This is a genomic window from Shumkonia mesophila (assembly GCF_026163695.1).
GTDB lineage: Bacteria > Pseudomonadota > Alphaproteobacteria > Rhodospirillales > Shumkoniaceae > Shumkonia > Shumkonia mesophila.
In genome coordinates this window covers 13947-38523 of record NZ_JAOTID010000008.1, presented here as the reverse complement: position 1 = coordinate 38523, position 24577 = coordinate 13947, and the positions used below count along the sequence as shown (strand labels likewise).

The following is a 24577-nucleotide window of genomic DNA, read 5'->3' as shown; positions in this document are numbered from 1 at the left end:
AGTCGCGCCTCATATAGCAGGTGGTGGGGTTCAAAACAACGATTGCGCTCTCAAATCATCACCGGCTTGAATGGCACTTTGCCGGGCCGGCCCGGCGCAAACCGCCACACCACGCGGGCCTTGCCGCCGGCCGGCTGGCCGATGGCGATCAGCGACGAACAAAGCGTGCCGAATCCGTGGTCGGTGACGATGGTCATGGCGCCCTCCGGGCCGGCTTCCACGTCATGGACCCGGCTTTCCAGCAGAGAACTCCACGACCGCCAGTCATCGGCCTCGGGATCGGGCGGCGTCGTCGCCTCGAAGCGCGGCAGGAAGGCGCGGACGCGCGGCGACGTGGGGTCGTTGCGGTCCGAGGCCGTGATCATCGAGATGCCGGAGGGAAGCGCATGGACCTCGACCGGCGGTTCGTGGCCGCGGGTCACCTGGTCGTAGCGCGAGCACAGCCAGAAAGCCTCGTGATGATCGGCGACGATCAGGTTGAAGGAGCGATAGGCGGCGGGGTTGAGGTCGGCCATCGCCTGGGCCGCCGTGCGCGCGTCGGCGTGTTCGAGCGCCAACAGCGGCAGTTCGCCGCGGCTCCTGACGCCGGGGCGGGGGCCCAGGGAGCCGCGCCGGTTGAGCACCATGGCGACGACGCCGTGGGTGTTGACGCCGAGCCAGGTGCCGCCGGCCAGACGGTCGAGCCCGGCCACCACGCGCGGCCGGTCGGGCCAATGGCGGGCCGGCGGCAGCCACGGCCGGTCGCCCATCTCGTCGCGGTTGGCGCCGAGGATGAGGGGCCAAGCATGGGTCGGTCGGCGCAGGAGGACGACGGTGCACACTCCTTGGATGTAACGGTCCGGGGCGCGCGGCGCAAGGGAAGGGTCGCCCCGAGCCGGACTTATGGTAAAATCGCCGCGAAGCCTCGGGCGAAAGCGGGAGCGGCCATGACCCCTGAAGACGACGCCTTCGAAGACCGCAAGAAAAGCCAGGAAGCCAGGTACAAGATGGAGGAGGAGCGCCGCTTCAAGGTGCGCTCCCGGCGCGACAAGCTGGCCGGGATGTGGGCGGCCGGCCGCCTCGGCCTGGACGGCGCCGCCACCCAGGAACTGGCCGGCGAGGCGGTGATCATCGGTTTCGACGCTCGCGGCGATGCCGACTTCGCGGCGGCGCTGGCCGAGCGTATCGCCGCGCTCGGCGGAGCCATCGGCGAGGCCGCAATCGCCGCCGAGTTGCCACGCCTTGGCGAGGAAGCCCGCCGCCAGATCGCCAAGGAATACCCCAGCGCGCTCGACACCGACCATGGCCCGGTCGGCGACGGCCCGTTCGCGAAGCGGAAGGGGTAATTTCGGCTGAACTAATTTCGGTGACAGATCCCATGGGATCTGTCACCGAAATTTTGTGCGAAATTCCGTTATTTCTTGCCGATGCGCGGTTCCTCGCCCTTGAGCAGGCGGCGGATATTTTCGTGGTGGCGGGCAACGCTCAAGGCGGCGAGGAGGGCGGCCATCGCCGCCGTGCGGGGGTCGGCCAGCCAGAGAGCGAAAAGCGGCGACGCGGCGAGCCCGATCAGGGCGGCCAGAGAGGAGATGCGAAAGATCACTGCCACCGCCAGCCAGGTGAGGCAGGCCATGACGCCGACCGGCCAGGCGGCGGCCAGCAGCACGCCCAGCGTGGTCGCCACCCCCTTCCCGCCGTTGAACCTGAGCCAGACCGGGAATACATGGCCGAGCACCGAGGCCAAGCCCGCCGCCAGCGCGGCGTCGCCCGAGATGCCGGCCATCAGCAGCACGGCCGCCGCCCCCTTGGCGCCGTCCAGCAGCAGCGTGGCCGCTGCCAGACCCTTCTTGCCGGTGCGCAGCACGTTGGTGGCGCCGATGTTGCCCGAACCGATCTGGCGGATGTCGCCCTGGCCGGCCAAGCGCGTCAGGATGAGGCCAAACGGGATGGATCCCAGCAGATAGCCGAGACCTAAGGCGATCGGCAGCGGGTAACCCAGGGTGCCGATCAGCGCGTCCATGGGGTCAACTGTCGAGTTCGAAGACCGTCCGGCCGTCGACGATGGTGCGCAACACGCGCCCCTGGACCGGCCGCTCGTCGAAGGGCGAGTTCTTGGACTTGCTGAGCAGCGTCGCCGCCTCGACCTTCCACACCCGGTCGGGATCGAAGATGACGAGGTCGGCCGCCGCGCCCTTCTTCAGGCGCCCGGCCGGCAGGCCCAGCACGTCGGCCGGGGCCACGGTGATGAGCTTGAGCGCGTCGAGCAGCTTGAGGTCGCCGTTATGGACGAGGCCCAGCGTCACCGCCAGCAGGGTTTCGAGCCCGATGCCGCCGCAGGCCGCCTGCGAGAAGGGCAGGCGCTTGGAATCCTCGTCCTGCGGCGCGTGATCCGACGCGATAACGTCGATGACGCCGGACTTCAGCCCCTCGACGATGGCCGCCCGATCAGCTTCCGAGCGCAGCGGCGGCGACAGTTTGGCGAAGGTGCGGTAGTCCCCCACCTCCACCTCGTTCAGCGCGAAGTAGGGCGGCGCGGTGTCGCAGGTGATGGCGAGGCCGCGTTCCTTGGCGCGCGCGATTACGGCGACGCTTTCGCCGGTCGAGACGTGGGCGAAGTGCAGCCGTCCGCCGGTCATCTCGACCAGCCGGATGTCGCGCTCGATCATGATGATCTCGGCCTCGCGCGGGATGCCGCTAAGCCCCAAGCGCGTCGCCATCTCACCCGCGTTCATCACCCCGCTGCCGGCGAGACTCGGCTCCTCGGGGTGCTGGATGAGGAGAAGCGGGAAGGTGCTGGAGTAAAGCAGCGCCCGGCGCATCACCTGGGCGTCCACCACCGACTTCTCGCCGTCGGTGAAGCCGACGGCGCCCGATTCGGCCAGAAGCCCGATCTCGGCCAGTTCCTTGCCGGCGAGGCCCTTGGTGATGGCCCCGTAGCAGTAGACCTTGGCCAGGCCCAGCAGGCGGGCCCGCCTGGCGATGAATTCCACCACCGACATGTCGTCGATGGCGGGATGGGTGTTGGGCAGGCAGACCATGCTGGTGACGCCGCCGGCGGTGGCGGCGCGTCCCGAGGACGCCAGCGTGCCCTTGTGCTCCTCGCCGGGCTCGCGCACCTGCACGCGCATGTCGACCAGCCCGGGGGCCAGGCACATGCCCTTGCAGTCGATCACCGGCACGCCCTCGGGCACGCCATCGGCGAAGAGCTTGGGCCCGAAGTCGGCGATGGTCTCGCCCTCGCTCAGGAGCGCGCCCTTGGCGTCCAGGCCCGAGGCCGGGTCAAGCAGGCGGGCGTTGACGTAGGCGACGAGGTTTTCCGTGTGTTTCCAGCGGGTGGCCATCACAGGTTCTTCAAATCAGAGTTGGGGAGGTTGCGGGTCAGCAGGTCCAGGCAGGCCATGCGCACCGCGACCCCCATTTCCACCTGTTCGCGAATGACGCTGCGGCCGTAGTCGTCGGCGACCAGGGAATCGATCTCGACGCCGCGGTTCATTGGGCCCGGATGCATGATCAGCGCGTCGGGCTTGGCGGCGGCCAGCTTCTCGTAATCCAGCCCGAAGAAGTGGAAGTATTCGCGGACCGACGGGAAGAAGCCGCCCTGCATGCGCTCGGTCTGCAGGCGCAGCATCATGACGATGTCGCAATCCGCGATGCCGTCCTTCATGGAGTGGAAGACCTTGGCGCCCATCCGCTCGACCGCGGTGGGGATCAGCGTCTTCGGGGCGACGAGGCGCACCTCGGCCCCCATGGTGGTCAGGAGCTCGATGTTGGAACGCGCCACCCGGGAATGCAGGATGTCGCCGCAGATGGCGACCTTGAGTCCGGCCAGCTTGCCCTTGCGCCGGCGGATGGTCAACGCATCCAGCAGCGCCTGGGTGGGATGGGCGTGCGTTCCGTCGCCGGCGTTGATGACCGCGCAGTTGACCTTTTCGGAGAGCAGCTTGACGGCGCCCGAATCCTGGTGCCTGACGATCAGCACGTCGGGGTGCATGGCATTCAGCGTCATCGCGGTGTCGATGAGCGTTTCGCCCTTCTTCACCGAGCTGGTGGCCACTGTCATGTTGATGACGTCGCCGCCCAGTCGCTTGCCGGCCAGTTCGAAGGACGTCCGCGTGCGGGTGGACGCCTCGAAAAAGAGGTTGATGATGGTACGCCCGCGCAGCAGCGACTTCTTCTTGTCTGCCTGGCGGTTCTGCTCGACGTAGCCTTCGGCGATGTCGAGCAGAAGCGTGATTTCCTGGGATGAAAGCCCTTCGATGGCCAACAAATGGCGATGCGGGAAGAGGGCGTTGATATGGGGGTTGCTCATGAGCCGCCACTATAAGACCGGCCCCGACGGGCGTGCAAGACCAGATGTTGTGGAAAACTTCTGAATCCAGAGGCCATGCTTCGAGACGACTCTTCGGGCCTTTTCGGCATGAGGTCGTGGCTTTAGGTCCTCATCCCGAGCACGGTCGGCGAAGCGGCCCAGCCGAAGGATGTCCGGTGCGCGGCGGCATGTGAACAATCGGTGATCCTCCTTTGCGCCGATTTCGCCGGGGGGGACGGATGGGCGATACTTTGGGCGATGGCCATCCCTGGAGCGGAGAGCCGAACGCAGTGGCCGATTCAGCCCTCGTCAGTGTGGTGACGCCCGTCTACAACGGCGGCCGGTATCTTGACGTCTGCATCGACAGCGTGCGCGCCCAGAGCCACGCGGAGCTTGAGCACGTCATTCTCGACAACGCCAGCACCGACGACACCGCAACCATCGCGGCCCGCCACGCCGGGCGCGACCGGCGGGTCCGGATGTACCGCAACGAGGCGACGCTCTCCATGCTCGACAACTGGAACCGCGCCATCGAACTGATGTCGCCCGAGGCCCGCTACTGCTGGTTGTTGCCGGCCGACGACATGATGTATCCGCGGGCCATCGAACGGATGGTCGACGTCGGGCTTCGCCATCCCGCCGTCGGCATCGTCGGCTCGTTGCGGCGCCGCGGCGAGGCCATCGAATGCGGCGGGCTGCCGAAGGAGAGCGAGGTGTTTTCCGGCCGTGAGATCGGCCGGCTGTTCCTGGCCGGGCGGGTTTTTGCCATCGCCCCCACCACCAACCTGATACGGGCCGACCTGGTGCGGGCCCGCCGCCCGTTCTATCGCTCCCAGCGCCTGCACGAAGACATCGCCGTCTTCCTTGAGGTGCTGCCCACCTGCGATTTCGGATTCGTGCACGAGGTACTGGCTTTCTCGCGCCTGGACGAGGAGTCAGGTACCACGACGATACGCGACTATCTCGGCATGCTCATCGAATATGGCCCCGATTATTTCGATGCCGCCGAACTGCGCGCCACCGAGGGGCGCCATGTGCGGCGCTACTGCCGGATGCTGCTGCGCACCTATCTCACTCCGGGCGGCGCTTTGCTGCGGCGCCAGCACATGGCGGCGCTGCGTGACCTGGGCCGGGTGCCGGGACCGACCACCTACGGCATGGCCATCGCCGAGAAGGCGTTCGCGCTGTTCGCGCCCAGGCTGTGAGCATCCCCCACTCGTCAATACCGTGGGAAGCGCGCAAGTCACCGTTTGTTCACACGGGCAGCCGCCCGCGGTTTGCTATCAAGGCCGACGCCGGAATCGGATACGGGCCCGGAATGCTGCACGACCTCAAGACCCGCAGTCTCAAGGGACTGGTGTGGGCGACCGGCGAGAGCGTCGGCGTCGCGCTGATCTCGTTGGTCAGCTTTGTCATCCTCGCCCGGCTGCTGTCGCCCGAAGATTTCGGCATCATGGCGCTGGCCACCGTCTTCATCACCTTCAGCCTTCTTTTGACCGCCCACAGCTTCGCCGACGCCGTGGTGCAGCGTCCGGCCCTCGAAGCCGACCACCTGGACACCGCGTTTTGGAGCACGCTCGCCATCGCGCTGGCCCTGATGGCGGCCTGCCTGGCCGGCGCCGACATGGCCGCCGCCGCGCTCGACGCGCCGCCGCTGGCCGACGTGCTCCGCTGGCTGTCGCCGGTGCTGCCGCTGGGTGCGCTGAGCAGCGTGCAGATCGCGCTCTTCCGCCGCGAGATGCGCTTCGATGCCGTCGCCCGGCGTTCGCTCCTGGGGCGCGGCCTCGGCGCCGCGGTGGGCATCGGCATGGCGTTCGCCGGCTACGGCTATTGGGCCCTGGTCGGCCAGCAGCTGGTCGGCCAGGTGGCGACGACGGCGGCGTTCGCCGTCGGCCCGTGGCGGCCCCGGCTCCGCTTTTCCGGCCGGCGGTTTCGCGAGATGTGGGCCTTCGGCGCCCAGGTGTCGCTCTGCCAGGTCCTCGGCGGCGCTGGCGAACAGACGCTGATTTTGCTGGTGGGCACGGTCTTCGGGACCACCGCGCTCGGCTACTTCACGCTGGCCTGGCGCGCCGTGCAACTCATCCGCTCGCTGATCTCCAGCGCCGTCTATCAGGTCGGGCTCAGCGCCTTTTCGAAGCTCCAGCACGACCGGGCCGCCATGGCCGACGCCTTCGTCAATGCGACTCGGCTTGCCTGCCTGGTCGGCTTTCCGGTCGCCGTCGGCATCGTGATGATCGACCGGCCGCTCGTGCTGGCTGCCTTCGACGACAAATGGCAGACCAGCATCCCGCTGCTCGCCGTGCTGGCGCTCGAACTCATCCCGGCCTTCTACGGCATGTTCCTGGCCGCGCTCTACCGGGCGACCGACCACGCCGGCTGGGGGTTGGCGACGACGGTGATCTTCGTCGCCGTCGGGCTGGGCGGCGCCCTGGCCGCGGCGCCGTTCGGGCTTTATGCCGTCACCAGTGTGTGGGTGGCGCGCACCTCCCTGCTGGTGCCGCTACAGCATGCCTTCCTGGCGGTCCGTCTGCTGGCGGTACCGGCCGATCGGCTGCTGGCGCCGCTCGCCGCCCCGGCCGGCGCTTCCGTCGCCATGGCGGGGGGGCTGGTCCTGCTGCGCCTCGCCCTGCCGGCCGACCTCGCGTCGGCGGCCGAACTCGCTCTGCTGGTGCCGGTGGGCGCACTGATCTATGTCGGTGCCATCCGCCTGCTGTCGCCCCCCCTGATGGGCCTGGCCCTGCGCACCGCCGGCCTGGTCATGACTCCGGCCCGGCGGTAGGCGCGGTCGCGCGGACAACGAAACCTCGGACCTAGGCGAGCAGTGCCAGGATCGCTGGCATGGTCAGCGCGGCTCCGATGGTGGTCGCCGTGATGATGCCGGCCATGAGGGGTGCGTTGCCGCCCATCTGGCGGGCCAGGACATAAGAAGAGGCCGAAACCGGCAGGGTGGCATAGAGCACCACCACCGAGAGGGCCAGCGCATCGAGCCCGAGCAGGCGCCCGGCCGCGTATGTCAGCGCCGGCAGCACCAGAAGCTTGATCGCCGAGGAGGCGGCGACCAGGCGGCCGGCCGGGCGGACCGCGGCGAAGTCGAGACCGGCCCCCACCGCCATCAGGCCGACCGGAAGCGCGGCTTTCCCGAGGATGTCGAGGAACGGCCCGATCACCGGCGGCGAGCCGATGCCGCCGGCATTCAGGACCACGCCAATGAAGGGGGCGACGATCAGCGGATTGCTGAGCACCGGAAGGATCAGCGCCCGCCAACCGAGGCGGCGGCCGCCGGCCGGCGGCGCGAAGCGCAGCAGCGCGGCAACGCCGAGCACATTCACGGTGGGCACGCAGCAGACGATGGCCAGCGCCGTCAGCGTCAGGCCGGGCCCGCCGAAGAGGGCAAAGGCGCCGGCGATGCCGACGTAGGTGTTGGGCCGCATGGCCCCCTGGAAGACCGAGGTAAACGACGGCCCGTCGGTCCCCATGAGCGGGCGGGCCAGCAGGACCAATCCGCCGACGGCCAGGATGGGGACGATCAACGCCCCGGCGACCGGCCCGACGGCGATATCGCCCAGCGCGGCCTTCGCCGTGTTTTCGACAAGCAGCGCCGGGAACAGCACGTAATAGGTGAGTTTCTCGGCCCCCGGCCAGAAGGCCTCGGGCAGCCATTCGGCCCGCTTCATGACGTAGCCGGCGACGATCAGCAGGAACACCGGGGCCAGGCTGAGGACGATGGTTGTCATGGCGAAGAACCTTTCTGCCTTCGCCGAGGTGGAGCCTTGATTTCACAGGCGAAACAGGCCTGACCGCCGTCCTCCATTCCCATCATTTCCCGGCTTCGCCCGGGCAATCCAGGCCCCTCCGCAGGCTGGATGCCCCGGGCTGACGCCGTGGCATGACGGAAGGAATTATGCATCCGGGCGGCCCTCACCTTTCCGCCGTGCCCATGCGGTCGAGCGCGCCTTGCAGGATGTAGGCGGCGGCCGCGCGGTCGATGACCTGGGCGCGGCGCGCACGCGTCATGTCGGCCTCGCCGATCAGAAAGCGTTCGACCGCCGCGGTGGACAGCCGCTCGTCCCAGAACGCCGTCGGCAGGTCGATGACCTCCAGCAGGTTCTCGGCGAACTGGCGCACCGACTGGCAGCGCGGCCCCTCGGCCCCGTCCATGCTGATGGGCAGCCCGATCACCATGCCGCCCACCTCGTGCTCGGAGATGAGGTGGGCGAGGCGCAGGGCGTCGGCCCGAAACTTGGTGCGCCGGAGGGTTTCGAGAGGGGTCGCCAGCCGGCCGCTGACGTCGGAGACGGCGACGCCGACGGTCTTGGTGCCGGGGTCGAGGCCAATGATGCGCCGCCCTCGCGGGACCAGGGCCCGCAACTCTCGGATGTCGACGATGGCCATGGGTGGCTGGGATTTCCTCTGAAAAAAGACTGTGGAGACGGTGACTTCGCTCCGATATCATATCGTCTAGAGCATTGTAATTTCTAGTTTCGGGTGGGGTGCGGGAAGATCATGGGGGAAATGGCCGGTTCGCTTCCAGCGGCGCTTGGCGCCGGCGGACGGCGGCGGTGGGGCGGTGCCCGGGGGCGGGCGTGGCGCGGTTTGGTGCTGGGTCTGGCGATGGCGGCTTTCGCGCCGGCCCTCGACGCGGTGGCGGCCAACATCGAATTCATGGGCGTCGCTGTCGAACCCCTGAGCGGCATCTACGTGGTGGTGAAGGACGTCAACGTGCGCTCGGCGCCGGCCAGCGACGCCGACAAGGTGGCGCAGGCGGGCGTCGGCACCGAGCTGGAGGCCGCGGGCAAGGTCAAGGGCGGCTGGGTGGCGGTCAGGCGCGGCGGGCGCGACCTCGGCTTCGTCTTCGAATCCTACCTCAAGGCGGTCAAGCAGGCGCCGCTGGAGCGCGACAAGGCCGGGCGCATCGTGGGCGCCGGGGGCAAGCCGGTGGCGCCGGCCTCCGGGCGCTTTCTGGCGGTGGCCGAAACCGTGGTGCGCGCCAAACCGGCGGCCAACGCCACCAAGAACGGCCAGATCGAGCGCGGCACCCGGGTCGAGGCCATGGGGGCCAGCGGCGACGGCAAATGGCTGGCGGTGCGCTGGAGCGGCCGCGAAATGGGTTTCGTGCCGCGCGAGGCCCTGCTGCCCTTGATCGACGGCAACCTCTTGATGCCGGTCAACGGCAAGGCGGCGCTGGCGGGCGGCGGCACCTGCGGCTTTTCCATCCGCTTTACCGGCAAGACGCCGGTCGAGGACGACATCATCGAAACCGCCGACTACGACATGGACTGGCGCTGCGAGGTCGAGGGCCGCAAGCTCAACTTCCCCGGCTTCATGTTCATCACCGAGGCGCCGTTCCAGCTTTCCGACAACCAAGTCTACCAGATCAGCGTCGACCTGCTGGACGTGGCGCGCGACTACGACGAGATTTTCTCGACGGTCTTCCTCTATCGCCGGGCCGAGTCGAAAATCGTCTTCGACGGCGTCTCGGTCAAGGATCTGGGGGCGACGCCGACGAACCGCGAGGCGCCCGCCACTTCGGTGGCCGAGGCCCTGGCCGCTGCCGCCGCCTTGGCCCCCACCGCCTGGGGCGGCGACGTGTGGAAGATGTTGGCCGAGCCGGTGCAATAACCCCTAACGCATGGTCAGGCCGCCATCGACGGGATACTGGCTTCCGGTGACGTACGAGGCTTCGTCGGAAAGCAGGAACAGGGCGACGGCGGCCGCCTCCTCCGGCGAGCCGATTCGGCTGAGCGGCACGCGGCTCACGACGTCGTCCTCGAACTGCTTTCGAAAATCGGTCGACATGAAGTCCCGGAAGTTGGTGTCGATGGCGCCGGGGACCAACACGTTCACCCGGATGTGCCGGCCCGACAGGGCGGCGGCCCAACAGCGGGCGGCGGAAAGGATCGCGCCCTTGGTGGCGGCATAGACGCTGGCCGCCGGCGCCCGCTCGTAGGCCGAGGTGGACGACGTCAGGACGACCGAGGCCCCGGGCTTGAGGTACTCAGCCAGCTTGGCGATCTGAAGGATCGGCCCCCGGACATTGACGTTCATCATGCGGTCGAAGAAGGTGGCGTCGACCTCGTCGATGGCGGCGACCGCGGCGATCCCGGCATTGAGCCAAAGCCCGTCGAGAAGGCCGGTGCGCCGGACTTCGGCGGCCAACTCGTCGGCGGCCGCGGGGTCGGCGGCATCGTTGGCAAGGACCGGCGAGCCCGGGGGAAGGAGGCGGCGGGCCTCCGCCAGGTGTTCCTCGTTCCGGCCCGTGACGCCGACCGCGCCGCCCTCCTCGGCGATGCGCAGCGCGCCGGCCAACCCAATCCCGCTGCTGCCTCCGGTAATGAGAATCCGCTTGTCCGAAAATCTGCCCATGGCGCTCACCTCGCTTCCTGCCGCACGCAAACGGGACGGCCGGCGGCCGCCGTGCCGCCCCGGGCCGTAAACTCGCCGCCGGCCAGGACGTTCCCTGACGGCTGAACGGTCGATCGGGCGCCGGGGCGGTGGGAAGATCCTGGCCGGCGAGAACACGGTAGCGGGCCTATTTCCCGTCATGGCCGGGTTGCGCGGGCGACGGCCGGGTGGTACTTTCCGCGCCGCGCACGCGCCGAAAATCCCGGAATTCCCCGTCTTCGGGGTCTCCTCCTGAGCGGAGACGCTTTTCCCATGCCCCTGGATCAAGAGACCGTCAAGACCATCGCCTTTTTGGCCCGCATCAAGGTTCCGCCCGAAGCGCGGGCCGGCTTGGCCAACGAGTTGTCGCGCATCATCGGCTGGGCCGAGCAACTGAACGAGGTCGACACCCAAGGCGTCGAGCCGATGACCAGCGTCGCCGAGATGTCGCTTTTCAGGCGCAAGGACGAGGTAACCGACGGCAATTGCCGCGAGCGGGTGCTGCTCAATGCCCCCGAGGTTGCGGCGGGTTGTTTCGCGGTGCCGAAGGTGGTCGAGTGATGGGCACGCTCACCGATCTGACCATAGCCCAGGCGGCGGCGGGGCTTAAGGCCAAAGAGTTCACGGCGGCCGAGCTGACGGAGGCCCACATCGCGGCCATGGAGGCGGGGCAGGCGCTCAATGCCTTCATCACCGAGACTCCCGACATCGCCCGCGCGCAGGCCAAGGAATCGGATGCGCGACGCGCCAGGGGGCAGGCGAAAGGCCCGCTCGACGGCATCCCGGTCGGCGTCAAGGATCTGTTCTGCACCGAGGGTGTGCTGACCACGGCGGCTTCGCATATCCTCGACGGCTTCAAGCCGGCCTATGAATCCACCGTGACCCGCCAGCTCAAGGACGCCGGTACGGTCATGCTGGGCAAGACCAATCTCGACGAATTCGCCATGGGATCGGGCAACCTGACCAGCCACTATGGGCCGGTGATCAGTCCGTGGAAGGCTGCCGACGGCAAGGATCGCGTGCCCGGCGGCTCGTCGGGCGGCTCGGCGGCGGCGGTGGCCGCCCACCTGGCGTTGGGGGCGACGGGTACCGATACCGGCGGCTCGATCCGCCAGCCGGCCTCCTACTGCGGCATCGTGGGCTTGAAGCCGACCTACGGGCGCTGCTCGCGCTGGGGTATCGTCGCCTACGCCTCCAGCCTCGATCAGGCCGGGCCGATGGCCCGCACGGTGGAAGACGTCGCCCTGCTGTTGCGCGCGATGGCCGGCCACGACCCCAAGGATTCGACCTCGGCCCCCATCGCGGTGCCCGATTTTGCCGCTGCGCTGACGGGCGACATCCGGGGCCTCAGGATCGGCATCCCTGACGAATACCGTGTCGAGGGCATGCCGGGTGAGATCGAGGCCCTGTGGCAGCAGGGCATGGCTTGGCTCAAGGAGGCCGGTGCCGAGGCGGTGCCCGTATCGCTGCCGCATACGAAATACGCGCTCGCCACCTACTACATCATCGCCTCGGCGGAAGCCTCCTCCAACCTCGCCCGCTACGATGGTGTGCGCTATGGCCTGCGGGTGCCCGGCGACAGCTTGGACGAGATGTACGAGGCGACGCGCGGCGCCGGCTTCGGGGCCGAGACGCGGCTGCGCGTGCTGATGGGCACCTATGTTCTCAGCGCCGGCTATTACGACGCCTACTACCTGAAGGCGCAACGGGTGCGCACCCTGATCGCCAGGGACTTCCGCAACGCCTTCGAGACCGTCGACGCGCTCCTGATGCCGACCGCCCCTTCGGCGGCCTTCGCGCTTGATGAAAAGACAGACGATCCGGTGGCGATGTATCTCAATGACGTCTTCACGGTGCCGATCAGCCTGGCCGGCCTGCCGGCCATGGTGGTGCCGGCCGGGCTCGACGCCCAGGGCCTGCCGCTGGGTTTGCAGATCGTCGGCAAGCCGTTCGATGAGGAAACCGTGCTGAAGGTCGGCGGCGTGATGGAAAAATCGGCAGCCTTCACCGCCAAGCCGTCGTTCCTGAGGGAGGCCTGAGCCATGGCGGACTGGATCATCACGGGCGAGACTGGGGATTGGGAGCTGGTGTGCGGGCTCGAGGTGCATGGGCAGGTGGTGTCCAACGCCAAGCTCTTTTCCGGCTCGGCCACCGCCTTCGGGGCGGAGCCCAACACCCAGGTTTCGCTGATCGACGCCGCCATGCCGGGCATGCTGCCGGTCATCAACGAATACTGCATCGAGCAGGCGGTGCGCACCGGGCTGGGCTTGAAGGCTGAGATCAACCTCTTCAGCGTGTTCGAGCGCAAGAACTACTTCTACGCCGACCTGCCGCAGGGCTATCAGATCTCGCAGTTCAAGCACCCGGTGGTGGGCGAGGGCGTCGTCATCCTCGACATGCCCGACGGCACCACGCGCGAGATCGGCATCGAGCGCCTGCACATGGAGCAGGACGCCGGCAAGTCGATGCACGACCAGGACCCCAAGCGATCGTTCATCGATCTCAACCGTTCCGGCGTCTGCCTGATGGAGATCGTGTCGAAGCCCGACATCCGCGCGCCGGAAGAAGCCGGCGCCTACCTGCGCAAGCTGCGCTCGATCATGCGCTACCTTGGCACCTGCGACGGCAACATGGAGGAAGGCTCCATGCGCTGCGACATCAACGTGTCGGTGCGCAAAGTGGGCGAGACCGGGCTTCGCACCCGCACCGAGTGCAAGAACCTGAATTCCGTGCGCTTCGTCATGCAGGCCATGGAGTACGAGGCGGCCCGCCAGGTCGAGGCCTATGAGGCAGGTGAGGAAATCATCCAGGAAACGCGGCTCTTCGATTCGGCCAAGGGCGAGACGCGGCCCATGCGGACCAAGGAGTTCGCCCACGACTACCGCTATTTCCCCGATCCCGACCTGCTGCCGCTCAAGCTGACCCAGGACTTCGTCGATCGCATCAAGGCGACGCTGCCGGAACTGCCGGACGACAAAAAGGAACGGTTCATCAGGGACTTCGGGCTTACCCCCTATGACGCCGGAGCCCTGGTGGCGTCGCGGCGCATGGCCGAATACTTCGAGACGGTGGCCAAGGGGCGTGACGCCAAGACGGCGGCCAACTGGGTGATCTCCAATCTCGCCGGCCTGCTCAACGCCAAGGGCCTGGACATCGCGGCCTGCCCGATCACGGCGGAGAACCTGGGCAAATTGATCGACCTCATCACCGCCGGCACGCTCTCGGGCCGGCTGGCCAAGGAGGTTTTCGAACTGATGGCCGAGACCGGCAAGGACGCCGAGGCCATCGTCGAGGAAAAGGGCCTCAAACAGATCAGCGACACCGGGGCCATCGAGGCGGTGATCGATGACCTGATCGCCAAGAACTTGGGCCAGGTCGAGCAGTTCCGCGCCGGCAACGAAAAGGTCATCGGCTGGTTCGTCGGCCAGGTGATGCGCGCCACCCAGGGCAAGGCCAACCCCGGGGTGGTGAACCAGCTCCTGAAGGACAAGCTCAAGGGGTAGCGGCTCACTCCCTCCCCGGCACTTCCTCGTCGAGGGGGAGGGGGAAGAAGGTGGAGCGGCGCGGCACTTCCCTCCTCTCTTGTGGGGGAGGGCAAGGAGGGGGTGTCGCGATCATCGCCCTTCCGCCCCTTGCCGGGACGCATCGCAGATGCCATCGTGGGGACGCGACGGGCGATGGAGAGGGATGGCCGCGATGATCCACCTTTACACCTGGAAGACCTCGAACGGCCGCAAGGCCTCGATCATGCTCGAAGAGCTGGGCGTGCCCTACGAGGTGCATCCCATCGATATCAACGCCGGTGCCCAGTTCGAGCCCGAGTTCCTGAAGATCAGCCCCAACAACCGCATCCCCGCCATCGTCGATCCCAACGGGCCGGGAGGCCGGCCGCTCTCGGTCTTCGAGTCCGGCGCCATCCTCATCTATCTCGCCGAGAAGTACGAAAGCCCGCTTTTGCCCGCCGACCCGCGCGCCCGCATAACCGTCATTCAATGGCTGATGTGGCAGATGGGCGGCGTCGGCCCGATGTTCGGCCAGACCCACCACTTCAACCGCTTCGCCCCCGAGGACGTGCCCTACGCCAAGAAGCGCTATACGGACGAAACCCGGCGCCTTTACGGCGTCATGGACCGCCGGTTGGCCGAGGCGGAGTTTCTGGGCGGGCACGACTATTCCATCGCCGACATCGCCACCTTTCCGTGGACGGTGCGCTATGAATGGCAGGACATCGACTTTGCCGACTTCCCGCACGTGAAGCGCTGGTTTCAGGCCATCGCCGCCCGCCCGGCCGTGAAGAAGGGCCTGGAGGTGCCGGCGTGAGCCTGTTTGGCGGCGGTGGCGTCAAGGCGGTACGCCGGGCGCTGGTCGCGGCCGGCTCGGCGGCCCAGGTGGTGCGCCTGCCGCGCTGGGCGGCGACGCCGGAGGACAGGGCGGCGGCGCTGGGCGCGTCCCGCGGGGCCATCGTGCAATCGCTCGTCTTCATCGTCGGCGAGCGGCCGGGCGTGGTCCTGGTGGCGGGAGACAGGGTGTGCCGGGCCGAGGCGTTGCCCCGCACGCTCAACCTCGAAGGCGAAGTGCGGCCGGCGGAAGCCTCCGAAACGGAACGGGCGACGGGGTTCGCCGCCGGCGGCGTCGCCCCCATCGCGCTCGCCCAAGGCCTGCCGATCGCCATCGACGTCAGCCTCAAGCGTTTCGCCACCCTCTACGTTCCGGCCGGCGATGGCCGTCACGTTTTCGCCGTCACGGCCGACGAACTCAAGCGGCTCACCGGCGGCATCGTCAGCTACGCCGTCACCGACGGCGAGCCCCATCATCCGGCGCGTCCGATGCAAAGGCCGTTTGACAGGGTGGACGGCCTTTTGTAGAACGGGACGCTCGAGCGGGGCCTCCGCCCCCGCGGGCGGCGACGACAAGACGGCTTTCCCCGGCGGAGCGGCTGGACGCGGCATCGCGTCCAGCATATTCGTTGGGGCCCTTCTGGAGAGGTGGGTGAGTGGCTTAAACCAGCGGTTTGCTAAACCGTCGTGCTCTTAACGGGGCACCGGGGGTTCGAATCCCCCCCTCTCCGCCACATTTCAAACACCCTGAAAACCGCAGAAATCCGCCGCGGCGAGACAGTTCAGATCGTCAATGTGCCCCATGTCTGTGTACCAGGCAAGGCCTGGGTTTCGGACCCCGCCGGTTCGGCGAAAAACGGCCGGGGATCGGCATGGGTTTCCCGGTTGCTATATCATCCTCGGTGCCGATCGTGCGGCGGCCGGCGCCCCTAATCCTACGATTCGACGCCTCTGGCCGATGGGCTTGGCACCCAGGAGGCTCAAGTCTTTGCGCTCATGGGCAAGGCATGCCGGATCGCGCTCGAGATGATTTGCTGTTCGCTGACCATGCCCAGCACCGAGAGACCATCGGCGGAGGGCTCGATCAGCAGGACGAATGGGCCCTCGGCGTCGGGCCGCACCGGGCAATCGGGAGGACCAGTATCGCCGGCACCGTCAGTGGGTGGGGACTTCCGCCGGCAGGAAACGGGCCACGATGTCACGGGCCAGCCGGACCGGTTTGCGGGTCACCGCATCCAGGCAGCACCAACAACTGTTGACTTCCGCCAGCACGTCGTCACCGTGGCGGATCATCGTCTTGTAGAAGGCGCGCGCGCCGAGCAGCTTTTCCAGCACGACCTTGACGATGACATGATCGTGGAGGAACGCCGGGTGCCGATAGCGGATCTCGTGCTTCAAGGCCACCCACAGATGCCCGGCCACCGCCTCCTTGGGCGCGATGCGGTTCCAATGGCGGAGAACCGCCACCTGCACCCACGTCAGATAGACGGCGTTGTTGACGTGACCCATTTCATCGATGTCGGTGGCGGCGACATCGAGATCGTATTCGTAGGTCTGCGGGGCGTGCTGGGACATGGCTTGTACCTCGACCGGCGTGCCGGTATTATTGTCACCTATGACAATAAGCATTCGCGAAGTGTTTGTTAAGCCCACCCGTCAACGTCGCGCCCCGCAAGAGATGCGCGCCCAGGCCATCCGGGCGGCCCGCCACCTACTGCGCGACTCGGGGCCGCAGGCGATCACGCTGAAGGCGGTGGCGGTCAGGGCCGGCGTGACGCACGGTAACGTCACCTACCATTTCGGAACGGTCGATGCGCTCCATGTGGCGTTGATCACCTCCATCACCGAGGATCTGGCCGCCGCCGCGGCCACCGCGGTGGCCCACCTGAGGCGAGGCGAGATAAGCGCGCGCGAAGTGGTCGACGTCGTCTTCGATGCGTTTGCCGCCGATGGCGCCGGCCGGCTCGTCGCCTGGCTGGCGGCGACCGGCGCCGGCCATCGCCTGGCGCCCCTTTATGCCGCTGTCGCCGATCTGGTCGGCGACCTGGCCGAAGGTGACGCCGGCTTGCGGGCGGGCGGCGCCAAAGCCATCAGCCGGATGGTGTCGGCCGTCGTCGTCCCGGCGCTGGGCGACGCGCTGATCGGCGGCGGTCTTCAGACGGTCCTTGGTCACGAGCCGAATGCCGTGCGCCAAGTCACCGCAGATGCCCTGGAAAACCTGAGAAAGAATTGACTGCGCGCGGCAAGTGGCGCCGTCGCCCAATAACCTTTCCGAACTTTGTGCCCCGTGGTCTGAATGGCCGGTTGCGTCATGACCCGGCCCCGTGAACCCAATAGCCGATTCAGCCGATCCTGTGAGGGCTTATCCGATCTTCTAGATCATGATGGGTTTAGGCTGACCCATATCCGGCGTTTCTGAGGAGGTTTGCACACTCCTCGGGACGGAAAGCATTGAGAAGGCTGCCGATGGCGTTGCAGAGGGCCTCGACGGAGCGGGCGGCGGCCTTGCGCAACAGGTGCTTGAGCTTGGTGAACACCTGTTCGATGGGGTTCAGGTCGGGCGAGTATTTCGGCAGGAAGAACAGCTTGGCGCCGGCGGCGCGGATGAGCAGGCGGATAATGTTGCCCTTGTGGCTGCCGAGATTGTCCATGATGACGATGTCTCCGGGGCGGAGTGTGGGGACGAGGACCTTATCGACGTAGACCTGGAAGCGCTCGCCGTTGATCGGGCCGTCGAGGACCCAGGGGGCGTCGATGCGGTCGTGGCGCAGGGCGGCCAGAAAGGTCATGGTCTTCCAATGGCCGTGCGGGACTTTGGCATTGAGCCGGTGGCCGCGCGGCGCCCATCCCCTGAGCGGCGCCATGTTGGTCTTGGTCCACGTCTCATCGATGAAGACGAGGCGCTCAAGGGCGATCCGGTCCTGATATTTGGCCCACTGCTCGCGCCTTCGGGCGATGTCAGGCCGATCCTGCTCGCTGGGAAGCACGGTTTTTTCTGAAGCTCAGCTTCTCGGCATGGACGAATTCCCAAACGCTGCGGTAGTCGACCTTGACGCCGCGGTCCGCCAGCTCAGCGACCAAGCCGCGCAAGGTGAATTCCCCCTCCTTGCACCGCCGAAGCAGCCAGTCGCGGTGCTCGCCCCGGATCGTCTTCGGCCGGTGCCCTCCCATCTGGCCCGGCGCCACACTGCCCGTCTCTCGGAAATGCCGAACCCACCTGATCACCGTACTGACCCCGAGATCAAAGCGCGCCGCAGCCCGATGACGCGAAAGGCCGCCTCGCTCAACCGCCGCAACTACCCGTTCCCGAAGATCTATCGAATAGGGTTTCGCCATCCATGCTGGCCTCCTTCCCCAGCCAACATGTTGAATCAGATTTAGAACCCAATGGGAATCTGGAGGGTTCTGTGAGGTCGCGCGGCGAGGAAGCGGCTGCGGTGCGTGGTCGCGACCTCATTGAAGCCGGATTGAACTGACCCGCGGGATGGCGGGCGCGCTATGGGGATTTTAGCTGTGGCGCTTGGTCCGAGATGCTGGCAGCGGGGCGTGCGGCGACACGGAGATCAGGCGCGATGGGATCGGCGACGCGGTGAAGGGCCTCGTGCCGACGGCCGGAACCGAAGAGAGGAAGCGCCGGCTCGCTATTGGAACGCGGAATGAGGGTTCTGGTGGGCGTTCGGCAACAACGATCCGGGACGCCGCCGCGGGGCGCCGCTGTCCGGGCTCGGGACAGAAGAGGGGGCGCCTGCTCATGATGTATCGCTCCAGAACGCGGTGGTCGGCATCGCGGCTTGCGGCAGCCTGCCGAGCTTGATCATCGGTGCTCCGCAGCAAGGGCAGACATCGTGCGCGCGGGTGGTGGACTGACGGCATGCCCGGACGGATACGATGGGCTCGACCGGTGCAGTTGCGGCCAGCAGCCTGCGGCAGAGCGCGAGCTTGTCGGCGCGGTGACCGTTGGCGAGGAAGCCGAAGTGACGGATGCGGTGAAAGCCGTCCGGCAGGGCGTGCAGCAGGAAGCGGCGGATGAACTCGTGGGCGGCGAGGGTCATCACCTTCGCCTTGCCGTGATGGCGATAGTCCTTCCAGCGGAACGCCACGTCGGTATCGGTGACGCCGACGAGACGGGAGTTGGCGATGGCGACGCGATGGGTGTAGCGGCCGAGGTAGGCCAGCACCTGCTCGGGGCCGCCGAACGGCGGTTTGGCATAGACGACCCATTCGACCCGGCGCAAGGCATCGATCCGGGCGGCGAAGGCCGCGGGGTCGGCGAGGGCGGCGAGGTCTCCAAAGAAGCCGAGGGAGCCGCGCTCGAAGGCGCCTTGCAGCTGGTCGAGGAACAAGCGACGGAACAGCCGGGAGAGCACGCGGACGGGCACGAAGAAGCCGGGCCGGCAGGCGACCCAGCGCGTACCCCCCGCCTGCGCGGGGGCAGGCTCGGGCGACAGGCCGCCGCCCGGCACGACGCAATGGAGGTGCGGATGGTGATGCAGGTTCTGGCCCCAGGTGTGAAGCACGGCGACAACGCCGATCTCGGCCCCCAGATGCCTCGGGTCGGCCGCGATCGTGCGCAATGTCTCGGCCGCCGCCTTGAACAGGATCCCGTAGACCGTCTTCTTGTTCTGGAAGGCGATCTCGGCCGCCGGCGCCGGCAGGGTGAAGACAAGATGGAAGTATGGCACCGGCAGCAGTTCGGCCTGGCGATCCGCCAGCCATTCCGCCCGCGCCGTCCCCTGGCACTTCGGGCAATGGCGGTTGCGGCAGGAATTGTAGGCAATCCGGACCAGGCCGCATTCCGAGCACTGCTCGGTATGGCCGCCCAGCGCCGCCGTCCGGCACAGCTCAACCGCGCTCATGATGCGCCGCTCGACGCGGCCAAGGTGGCCGGCCCGAGCCTGCCGATAGGCGTCGCCGTGGCGGCGGAAGATGTCCGCCACCTCCAGTCCGACCGACACCGTCCGATCCTCAGCCGGGCGGAACCACCTCCAACGGCAACCGGTCGAGTGGGCTCTCGGTCTTCCGGATCAGGCCCGCCGAGACCCGGGTGTATCGCGCCGTGCTCGACAGGTTGTTGTGGCCGAGCAGCACCTGGATGATGCGGATGTCGGTGCCGTTCTCCAACAGATGGGTAGCGAAGCTGTGGCGCAGGGTGTGCACCGTCACCCGCTTGCCGAGACCCGCCGCCGCGGCGGCGGAGCGGCAGGCCGAATAGAGCACCTGCACGTCGATCGGGCCGCTATCGTCGCGACCGGGAAACAGCCACTCCTTGGGCCGCGCCAGTCGCCAGTAGGTACGCAAAATCCGCAGCAGTTGCGCCGACAGCATGACATAGCGGTCCTTGCCGCCCTTGCCATGCTCGACCCGGATCACCATCCGCCGGCTGTCGATGTCGCCGATCCTGAGACCGACCGCCTCCGATGCACGCAGCCTCGCCGCATAGGCGGCCGTCAAGGCGGTGCGGGTCTTCAGGCTCGGTACCGCTTCGAGAAACCGGACCACCTCGTCGGCGCTCAGCACCACCGGCAGCGTACGCGGCTCGCGCGCATAGGGGATCCGCTCCGGGATCTCCCCATGGCCCAGCGTCACGCCGTAGAAGAACCGCAGCGCACATACCGTCTGGTTCAGCCCCGGCCATGAGATGCCCTTCGAAACAAGATGCACCTGGTAAGCGCGAACGTCCTCCAGGCCGAGCCGGTCCGGCGAGCGCTTGAAATGGCGGCTGAACTTCGAGATCGCGTGAACATAGGACCGTTGCGTCGCCGGCGACAGATTGCGGACCGTCATGTCCTCGATCATCCGCCGGCGCAGAGGGCTCATCTCCACCATCGGGCTTCTCCTGTCTGATAGGTCGGGCTTCAACACCCGATATCCTCTCAAACCGGAAACCTTCCGTCCGGTGCCGACCCCTACCTCCCGCGCCAGCGGGTTAGTTCAATCCCAAATCGATTCAGCCTATCTTCATCCCGCTCTAGGTGCTGCGTTCGAACAAGCCCTCACGGCGTCGGCTGAACCGGCTACTGGATTCACGGGTCCGGGGCGGAAATTGCGTGAACAAAAAAATTGATTACGCGTGACTTGGTTTGCTTCGCATATTCCCGTGACAGCACCGCAATCCCTGATATCTTTTGTGGCAACGCAAAAGCGCCGGGCGTGCATCCAGGGCGTGGCCAGCCGGAAACAAGATTTGGGAGAGAATCAAGTGCTAGACGAGAAGCCGCAGCATTTGGGGGCCTTTCGTTATGTCCCGTACATGGGCGTCATTTTCGTGGTCCACGAGGCATCCAAGCTGGGCTTCTGGAATGGTCACCCGGACTGGTGCAATCTCGGTCAGGGACAGCCGGAGGTTGGGGATATTCCGGGCGCGCCGACGCGCGTGAGTGAAATCAAATTCGACCCTGCCGATCATGCCTACGGGCCGGTGGGAGGGACCGAGGCCCTGCGCCAGGCGATCGCCGAGCATTACAACCGCCTCTACCGACGAGGAAAGGCATCGCAGTACGGGAAGGAGAACGTCGCCGTTGCCGATGGCGGGCGCCTCGTTTTGTCGCGCGTGTTTGCCGCCCTGTCCTCGGTGAAGTTGGCATACAAGGTCCCGGACTATACCGCTTACGAGGATATGATTGGCCTCCATCTGGCCCGACTGTCGCCGGTGATGCTGCGCGCCGAGGTGGATGAGCGCTTTTCAATTACGGCGGCGCGCCTGGAAAGGGAAGTGGTCGGCCAGGGTATCCAGGCGTTCATTTTTTCGAATCCGTGCAATCCCACCGGCCAAGTAGTCCGTGACGACGAACTGCGGGGCTACGTGAGGGTCGCGTGTGACCACGACTGCACGCTCGTCTGCGACGAATTCTATTCCCACTTCATTTATACCGACGACGGCACGCCAAGCGACGGACCGGTGTCGGCGGCGGCCTATGTGGAGGACGTGAACAGCGATCCAGTCATTCTCATCGACGGTTTGACCAAGAGCTTTCGCTACCCGGGTTGGCGGGTAGGTTGGGCGGTGGGTCCCGCCGACATGATCGAGATCCTAAACCGCGTTGCCAGTGCCGTTGACGGCGGCCCCTGCCAGCCGATGCAGCAGCACGCGGCGCTCACGGTGCTGGAGCCGGCGCGAGCCGATCAGGAAACGACCGCGCTGCGGACGGCTTTTGCGAAAAAGCGCAACCTGATGGTGGCGCGGCTGAAGGAGATGGGCCTCGTCTGTCCATGCCCGCCACAAGGGACCTTCTACGTCTGGGCTTCGGTCGAGAACCTGCCGCCGCCGTTGAATGACGCGGAGGGTTTCTTCCGTGCCGCACTGCAACACAAAGTGATGACAGTTCCCGGCCATTTCTTTGACGTCAACCCCGGCGGAGATCGCAAAGAGCCGTCGCCCTACGCGTCCTGGCTTCGCTTCTCGTTTGGGCCGCCCGAGGACAACGTGCGCATGGGGCTCGATCGTTTGCAGAGGATGATCAACGAGCAGCGGTAGTTCGGTGGGCAGGGATCAGCCGCAAGCTACGTCCGCAGCTTTGGCGGGTTCGATGGCGTGCAGGTGACAGGCCACCCAATGCCCCGGCCGCACTTCGCCATAGGCCGGAGCCGCCACGCGACAGTGGTCCATGGCGTAGGGGCAGCGAGTGTGGAAGTGGCAGCCGGACGGTCGCCTAATTGGGCTCGGCACGTCACCAGTGAGCACGATCCGGCCGGTTCTGTTGGCGGTGGGATTCGGAATCGGAACGGCCGACAGAAGCGCCTGGGTGTACGGGTGGAGAGGCGAAGTGAAAAGCGTACGTTTGTCTGCGAGTTCGACCACTCGCCCCAGGTACATTACCGCGATCCGGTGACTGATGTGCTGCACCACGGCCAGATCGTGGGCGATGAATAGGTAGGAAAGATTGAACTCCTGCTGCAGGTCGATGAGCAGGTTGATTACCTGTGCCTGGATCGACACGTCGAGCGCCGAAACCGGCTCGTCGCCGATGATCAATTGCGGATTCAAGGCGAGCGAGCGGGCGATGCCGATACGTTGGCGCTGCCCTCCCGAAAACTCGTTCGGATATTTTCTCATGTCGTCGGGCCGCAGGCCAACGCGCTTGAAGAGCGCCGCGACCCGGTCCTCCTTCTCCCGTCCCGCAACAACGCGATGTACGGTCAGCGGCTCGCCGACGATGGAACCGGCAGTGAGGCGCGGGTTGAGCGACGAATAGGGATCCTGGAAGATCATCTGCATTTCACGGCGGAATGGCCGCATGGATTTTCGATCGAGGTGTGTAATGTCCTGACCCCGTATCCGGATGCTGCCGGAGGTGGGTTCCATCAGCTTCATAATGGTCTTTCCCGCCGTCGACTTACCGCAGCCGCTCTCTCCTACGACGCCCAGGGTCTCGCCATGGCGAAGCGTCAGTGAAATGCCGTCCACGGCGTAGACGTAACCGACAACGCGCCGCAGAAGGCCCTTGCGGATGGCGAAGTGCTTTTTGAGATCGCGGACATCGAGAAGAAATGGAGTTTCCGCGACTGCGGGAGTCTGGGTCGGGGCCATCATGCCGCCTCCGTCGCAAGCTGGCTGGCTTCCCAACATGCCGCTCGATGATCGGGACGTATTTCTTCCAGCGCCGGCTGTTCACGCCGGCAGCGTTCCGACGCATAGGTGCAGCGTGGCGCAAAGGCGCAGCCCCTCGGAAGATTGACCAGGGATGGCACAAGTCCTGGGATCTCCATGAGGCGGGTCCGCTCCGCGCTCGCCACCACTGAAGACGCTTCGAGGCGCGGGATGGAGGCCAGTAGTCCCTGCGTATAGGGATGACAGGGGGCCGCGAAGAGATCCTGCACCGAGGCCTCCTCGACGATCTTACCGGCATACATGACGGCCACCCGGTGCGCGGTCTCGGCGACAACCCCCATGTCGTGGGTGATCAGCATGGTGGCCGTCCCCAGCTTTTCCTGCAATTCGCGCATCAGGGTCAGGATCTGCGCCTGGATCGTTACGTCGAGTGCGGTCGTGGGTTCGTCCGCGATCAGGATCTTGGGGTCGCAGGATAGTGCCATCGCGATCATCACGCGCTGACGCATGCCGCCCGACATCTGGTGGGGATATTCGCTCACCCGCCTTTCCGGTTCGGGGATGCGGACCAGCCGCAACATTTCCACCGCCTTGTCCCAGGCACCCGACGCCGACAATCCGCGATGCAGCATGAGGGTTTCGGTCAACTGGTTGCCGATGGTCATGATCGGATGCAGCGACGTCATCGGCTCCTGGAAGATCATCGAGATCTCGTTGCCGCGGATGGAGCGCATCTGCTCCTCCGTGAGATCGAGCAGATTGGTGCCGCGGAAGCGGATTTCGCCGCCGACGATCCGCCCCGGCGGGTCGGGGATGAGGCGAAGAATGGAAAGGGCGGTCACGCTCTTGCCGCACCCGGACTCGCCGACCACGCCGAGCACCTCGCCGCGACGGAGCGTGCAAGACACCCCGTCCACGGCCGGCACGAGGCCGGCGCGCGTCGTGAAATGGGTGCGGAGGTTCTCGACCTCCAGGATCGGGTCTGCCGATATGTCGCTCATGAGCGGCCCTGAATGATCTCCC

General features: G+C 66.7%; 24 protein-coding genes and 1 tRNA gene. 12 read left to right on the top strand and 13 right to left on the bottom strand.

Translation table 11 applies throughout. The features are described from left to right. Positions 1–50: 50 nt before the first annotated feature. A complete protein-coding gene (locus ODR01_RS14185; RefSeq protein ID WP_316978329.1) occupies positions 51–821 on the bottom strand; it encodes an NRDE family protein in 771 nt (256 codons plus the stop codon). Between the two features lie 105 nt (positions 822–926). Here ODR01_RS14185 and ODR01_RS14180 point away from each other — a divergent pair, with 105 nt between their 5' ends. Further along, complete coding sequence (locus tag ODR01_RS14180; protein WP_316978328.1) at positions 927–1325, top strand: ATPase inhibitor subunit zeta; 399 nt, start codon at positions 927–929, stop codon at positions 1323–1325. 68 nt (positions 1326–1393) lie between these two features. Here ODR01_RS14180 and plsY read toward each other — a convergent pair whose 3' ends face one another. From plsY to ODR01_RS14165, 3 genes are read right to left on the bottom strand one after another with little or no spacing between them, the layout of a single operon-like run. After that, complete coding sequence (gene plsY / locus ODR01_RS14175) at positions 1394–1999, bottom strand: glycerol-3-phosphate 1-O-acyltransferase PlsY (protein WP_316978327.1); 606 nt, start codon at positions 1997–1999, stop codon at positions 1394–1396. 4 nt (positions 2000–2003) lie between these two features. Then, entirely contained in the window at positions 2004–3320 is a 1317-nt protein-coding gene (gene pyrC, locus ODR01_RS14170) for a dihydroorotase (RefSeq protein WP_316978326.1), read from the bottom strand. Beyond that, positions 3320–4288: an aspartate carbamoyltransferase catalytic subunit gene (locus ODR01_RS14165; protein ID WP_316978325.1), complete on the bottom strand. Its 969-nt coding sequence runs from the start codon at positions 4286–4288 to the stop codon at positions 3320–3322. The genes pyrC and ODR01_RS14165 overlap by 1 nt, the downstream gene beginning before the upstream one ends. A gap of 290 nt (positions 4289–4578) precedes the next feature. On the opposite strand from ODR01_RS14165, the gene ODR01_RS14160 reads away from it, so the two are divergent. Together ODR01_RS14160 and ODR01_RS14155 are read left to right on the top strand one after the other, a co-directional pair. Beyond that, positions 4579–5493 (top strand): glycosyltransferase family 2 protein, encoded by a 915-nt coding sequence (locus ODR01_RS14160; RefSeq protein ID WP_316978324.1) that lies wholly within the window; start codon positions 4579–4581, stop codon positions 5491–5493. Positions 5494–5606: 113 nt separating this feature from the next. Then, the gene (locus ODR01_RS14155; protein ID WP_316978323.1) at positions 5607–7067 is read left to right on the top strand and encodes a lipopolysaccharide biosynthesis protein; all 1461 of its coding nucleotides are present in this window, start codon (positions 5607–5609) and stop codon (positions 7065–7067) included. A gap of 31 nt (positions 7068–7098) precedes the next feature. Here the strand turns inward: ODR01_RS14155 and ODR01_RS14150 are convergent, their stop codons facing one another. Both ODR01_RS14150 and ruvX read right to left on the bottom strand, forming a co-directional pair. Then, complete coding sequence (locus ODR01_RS14150) at positions 7099–8022, bottom strand: AEC family transporter (protein ID WP_316978322.1); 924 nt, start codon at positions 8020–8022, stop codon at positions 7099–7101. 184 nt (positions 8023–8206) lie between these two features. Further along, on the bottom strand, positions 8207–8680 hold the full coding sequence (ruvX, locus tag ODR01_RS14145) for a Holliday junction resolvase RuvX (protein ID WP_316978321.1): 474 nt from the start codon (positions 8678–8680) through the stop codon (positions 8207–8209). A gap of 120 nt (positions 8681–8800) precedes the next feature. Here ruvX and ODR01_RS14140 point away from each other — a divergent pair, with 120 nt between their 5' ends. Next, positions 8801–9907 (top strand): SH3 domain-containing protein, encoded by a 1107-nt coding sequence (locus ODR01_RS14140; protein ID WP_316978320.1) that lies wholly within the window; start codon positions 8801–8803, stop codon positions 9905–9907. 3 nt (positions 9908–9910) lie between these two features. Here the strand turns inward: ODR01_RS14140 and ODR01_RS14135 are convergent, their stop codons facing one another. Next, a complete protein-coding gene (locus ODR01_RS14135; RefSeq protein WP_316978319.1) occupies positions 9911–10651 on the bottom strand; it encodes an SDR family oxidoreductase in 741 nt (246 codons plus the stop codon). A 291-nt stretch (positions 10652–10942) separates the two neighbouring features. Between ODR01_RS14135 and gatC the strand changes: the two genes are divergently transcribed. The 6 genes from gatC (at position 10943) to ODR01_RS14105 (ending at position 15740) form a co-directional block, all read left to right on the top strand. Continuing rightward, positions 10943–11230 carry an Asp-tRNA(Asn)/Glu-tRNA(Gln) amidotransferase subunit GatC gene (gene gatC, locus ODR01_RS14130; RefSeq protein ID WP_316978318.1) on the top strand — a complete coding sequence of 96 codons (288 nt, stop codon included), beginning with the start codon at positions 10943–10945 and terminating at the stop codon, positions 11228–11230. Next, complete coding sequence (gene gatA, locus ODR01_RS14125) at positions 11230–12708, top strand: Asp-tRNA(Asn)/Glu-tRNA(Gln) amidotransferase subunit GatA (protein ID WP_316978317.1); 1479 nt, start codon at positions 11230–11232, stop codon at positions 12706–12708. The genes gatC and gatA overlap by 1 nt, the downstream gene beginning before the upstream one ends. A 3-nt stretch (positions 12709–12711) precedes the next feature. Next, complete coding sequence (gene gatB, locus ODR01_RS14120; protein WP_316978316.1) at positions 12712–14172, top strand: Asp-tRNA(Asn)/Glu-tRNA(Gln) amidotransferase subunit GatB; 1461 nt, start codon at positions 12712–12714, stop codon at positions 14170–14172. A gap of 184 nt (positions 14173–14356) precedes the next feature. Then, positions 14357–14989: a glutathione S-transferase family protein gene (locus ODR01_RS14115; protein WP_394356834.1), complete on the top strand. Its 633-nt coding sequence runs from the start codon at positions 14357–14359 to the stop codon at positions 14987–14989. Further along, a complete protein-coding gene (locus ODR01_RS14110) occupies positions 14986–15534 on the top strand; it encodes a YbaK/EbsC family protein (protein ID WP_316978315.1) in 549 nt (182 codons plus the stop codon). Before ODR01_RS14115 ends, ODR01_RS14110 begins: the two co-directional genes overlap by 4 nt. Positions 15535–15648: 114 nt before the next feature. After that, positions 15649–15740: transfer RNA gene (locus ODR01_RS14105), tRNA-Ser, on the top strand. 421 nt (positions 15741–16161) lie between these two features. Here the strand turns inward: ODR01_RS14105 and ODR01_RS14100 are convergent. Then, the gene (locus ODR01_RS14100) at positions 16162–16581 is read right to left on the bottom strand and encodes an acyl-CoA thioesterase (protein WP_316978314.1); all 420 of its coding nucleotides are present in this window, start codon (positions 16579–16581) and stop codon (positions 16162–16164) included. 103 nt (positions 16582–16684) lie between these two features. Between ODR01_RS14100 and ODR01_RS14095 the strand changes: the two genes are divergently transcribed. After that, positions 16685–17239 (top strand): TetR/AcrR family transcriptional regulator, encoded by a 555-nt coding sequence (locus ODR01_RS14095; RefSeq protein ID WP_316978313.1) that lies wholly within the window; start codon positions 16685–16687, stop codon positions 17237–17239. A 157-nt stretch (positions 17240–17396) separates the two neighbouring features. On the opposite strand, the gene ODR01_RS14090 is transcribed toward ODR01_RS14095, so the two are convergent. From ODR01_RS14090 to ODR01_RS14080, 3 genes are all read right to left on the bottom strand, one after another. Continuing rightward, positions 17397–18342, bottom strand: a protein-coding gene (locus ODR01_RS14090) for an IS630 family transposase (RefSeq protein WP_316978312.1) whose coding sequence is annotated in 2 segments (ribosomal slippage) — positions 17397–18000 and positions 17999–18342 — 948 coding nt in all. Because the reading frame shifts where the segments join, the coding sequence is not laid out codon by codon here. A 413-nt stretch (positions 18343–18755) separates the two neighbouring features. Further along, positions 18756–19961 carry an IS91 family transposase gene (locus tag ODR01_RS14085; RefSeq protein WP_316978311.1) on the bottom strand — a complete coding sequence of 402 codons (1206 nt, stop codon included), beginning with the start codon at positions 19959–19961 and terminating at the stop codon, positions 18756–18758. Between the two features lie 10 nt (positions 19962–19971). Beyond that, positions 19972–20832, bottom strand: a complete 861-nt coding sequence (locus ODR01_RS14080) for a site-specific integrase (protein ID WP_316978310.1) — start codon at positions 20830–20832, stop codon at positions 19972–19974. A 373-nt stretch (positions 20833–21205) separates the two neighbouring features. Here ODR01_RS14080 and ODR01_RS14075 point away from each other — a divergent pair, with 373 nt between their 5' ends. Beyond that, on the top strand, positions 21206–22480 hold the full coding sequence (locus ODR01_RS14075) for a pyridoxal phosphate-dependent aminotransferase (protein ID WP_316978309.1): 1275 nt from the start codon (positions 21206–21208) through the stop codon (positions 22478–22480). Positions 22481–22495: 15 nt separating this feature from the next. On the opposite strand, the gene ODR01_RS14070 is transcribed toward ODR01_RS14075, so the two are convergent. Both ODR01_RS14070 and ODR01_RS14065 read right to left on the bottom strand, forming a co-directional pair. Then, positions 22496–23536, bottom strand: a complete 1041-nt coding sequence (locus tag ODR01_RS14070; protein WP_316978308.1) for an ABC transporter ATP-binding protein — start codon at positions 23534–23536, stop codon at positions 22496–22498. Next, complete coding sequence (locus ODR01_RS14065; protein WP_316978307.1) at positions 23533–24555, bottom strand: ABC transporter ATP-binding protein; 1023 nt, start codon at positions 24553–24555, stop codon at positions 23533–23535. Before ODR01_RS14065 ends, ODR01_RS14070 begins: the two co-directional genes overlap by 4 nt. Positions 24556–24577 lie beyond the last annotated feature (22 nt).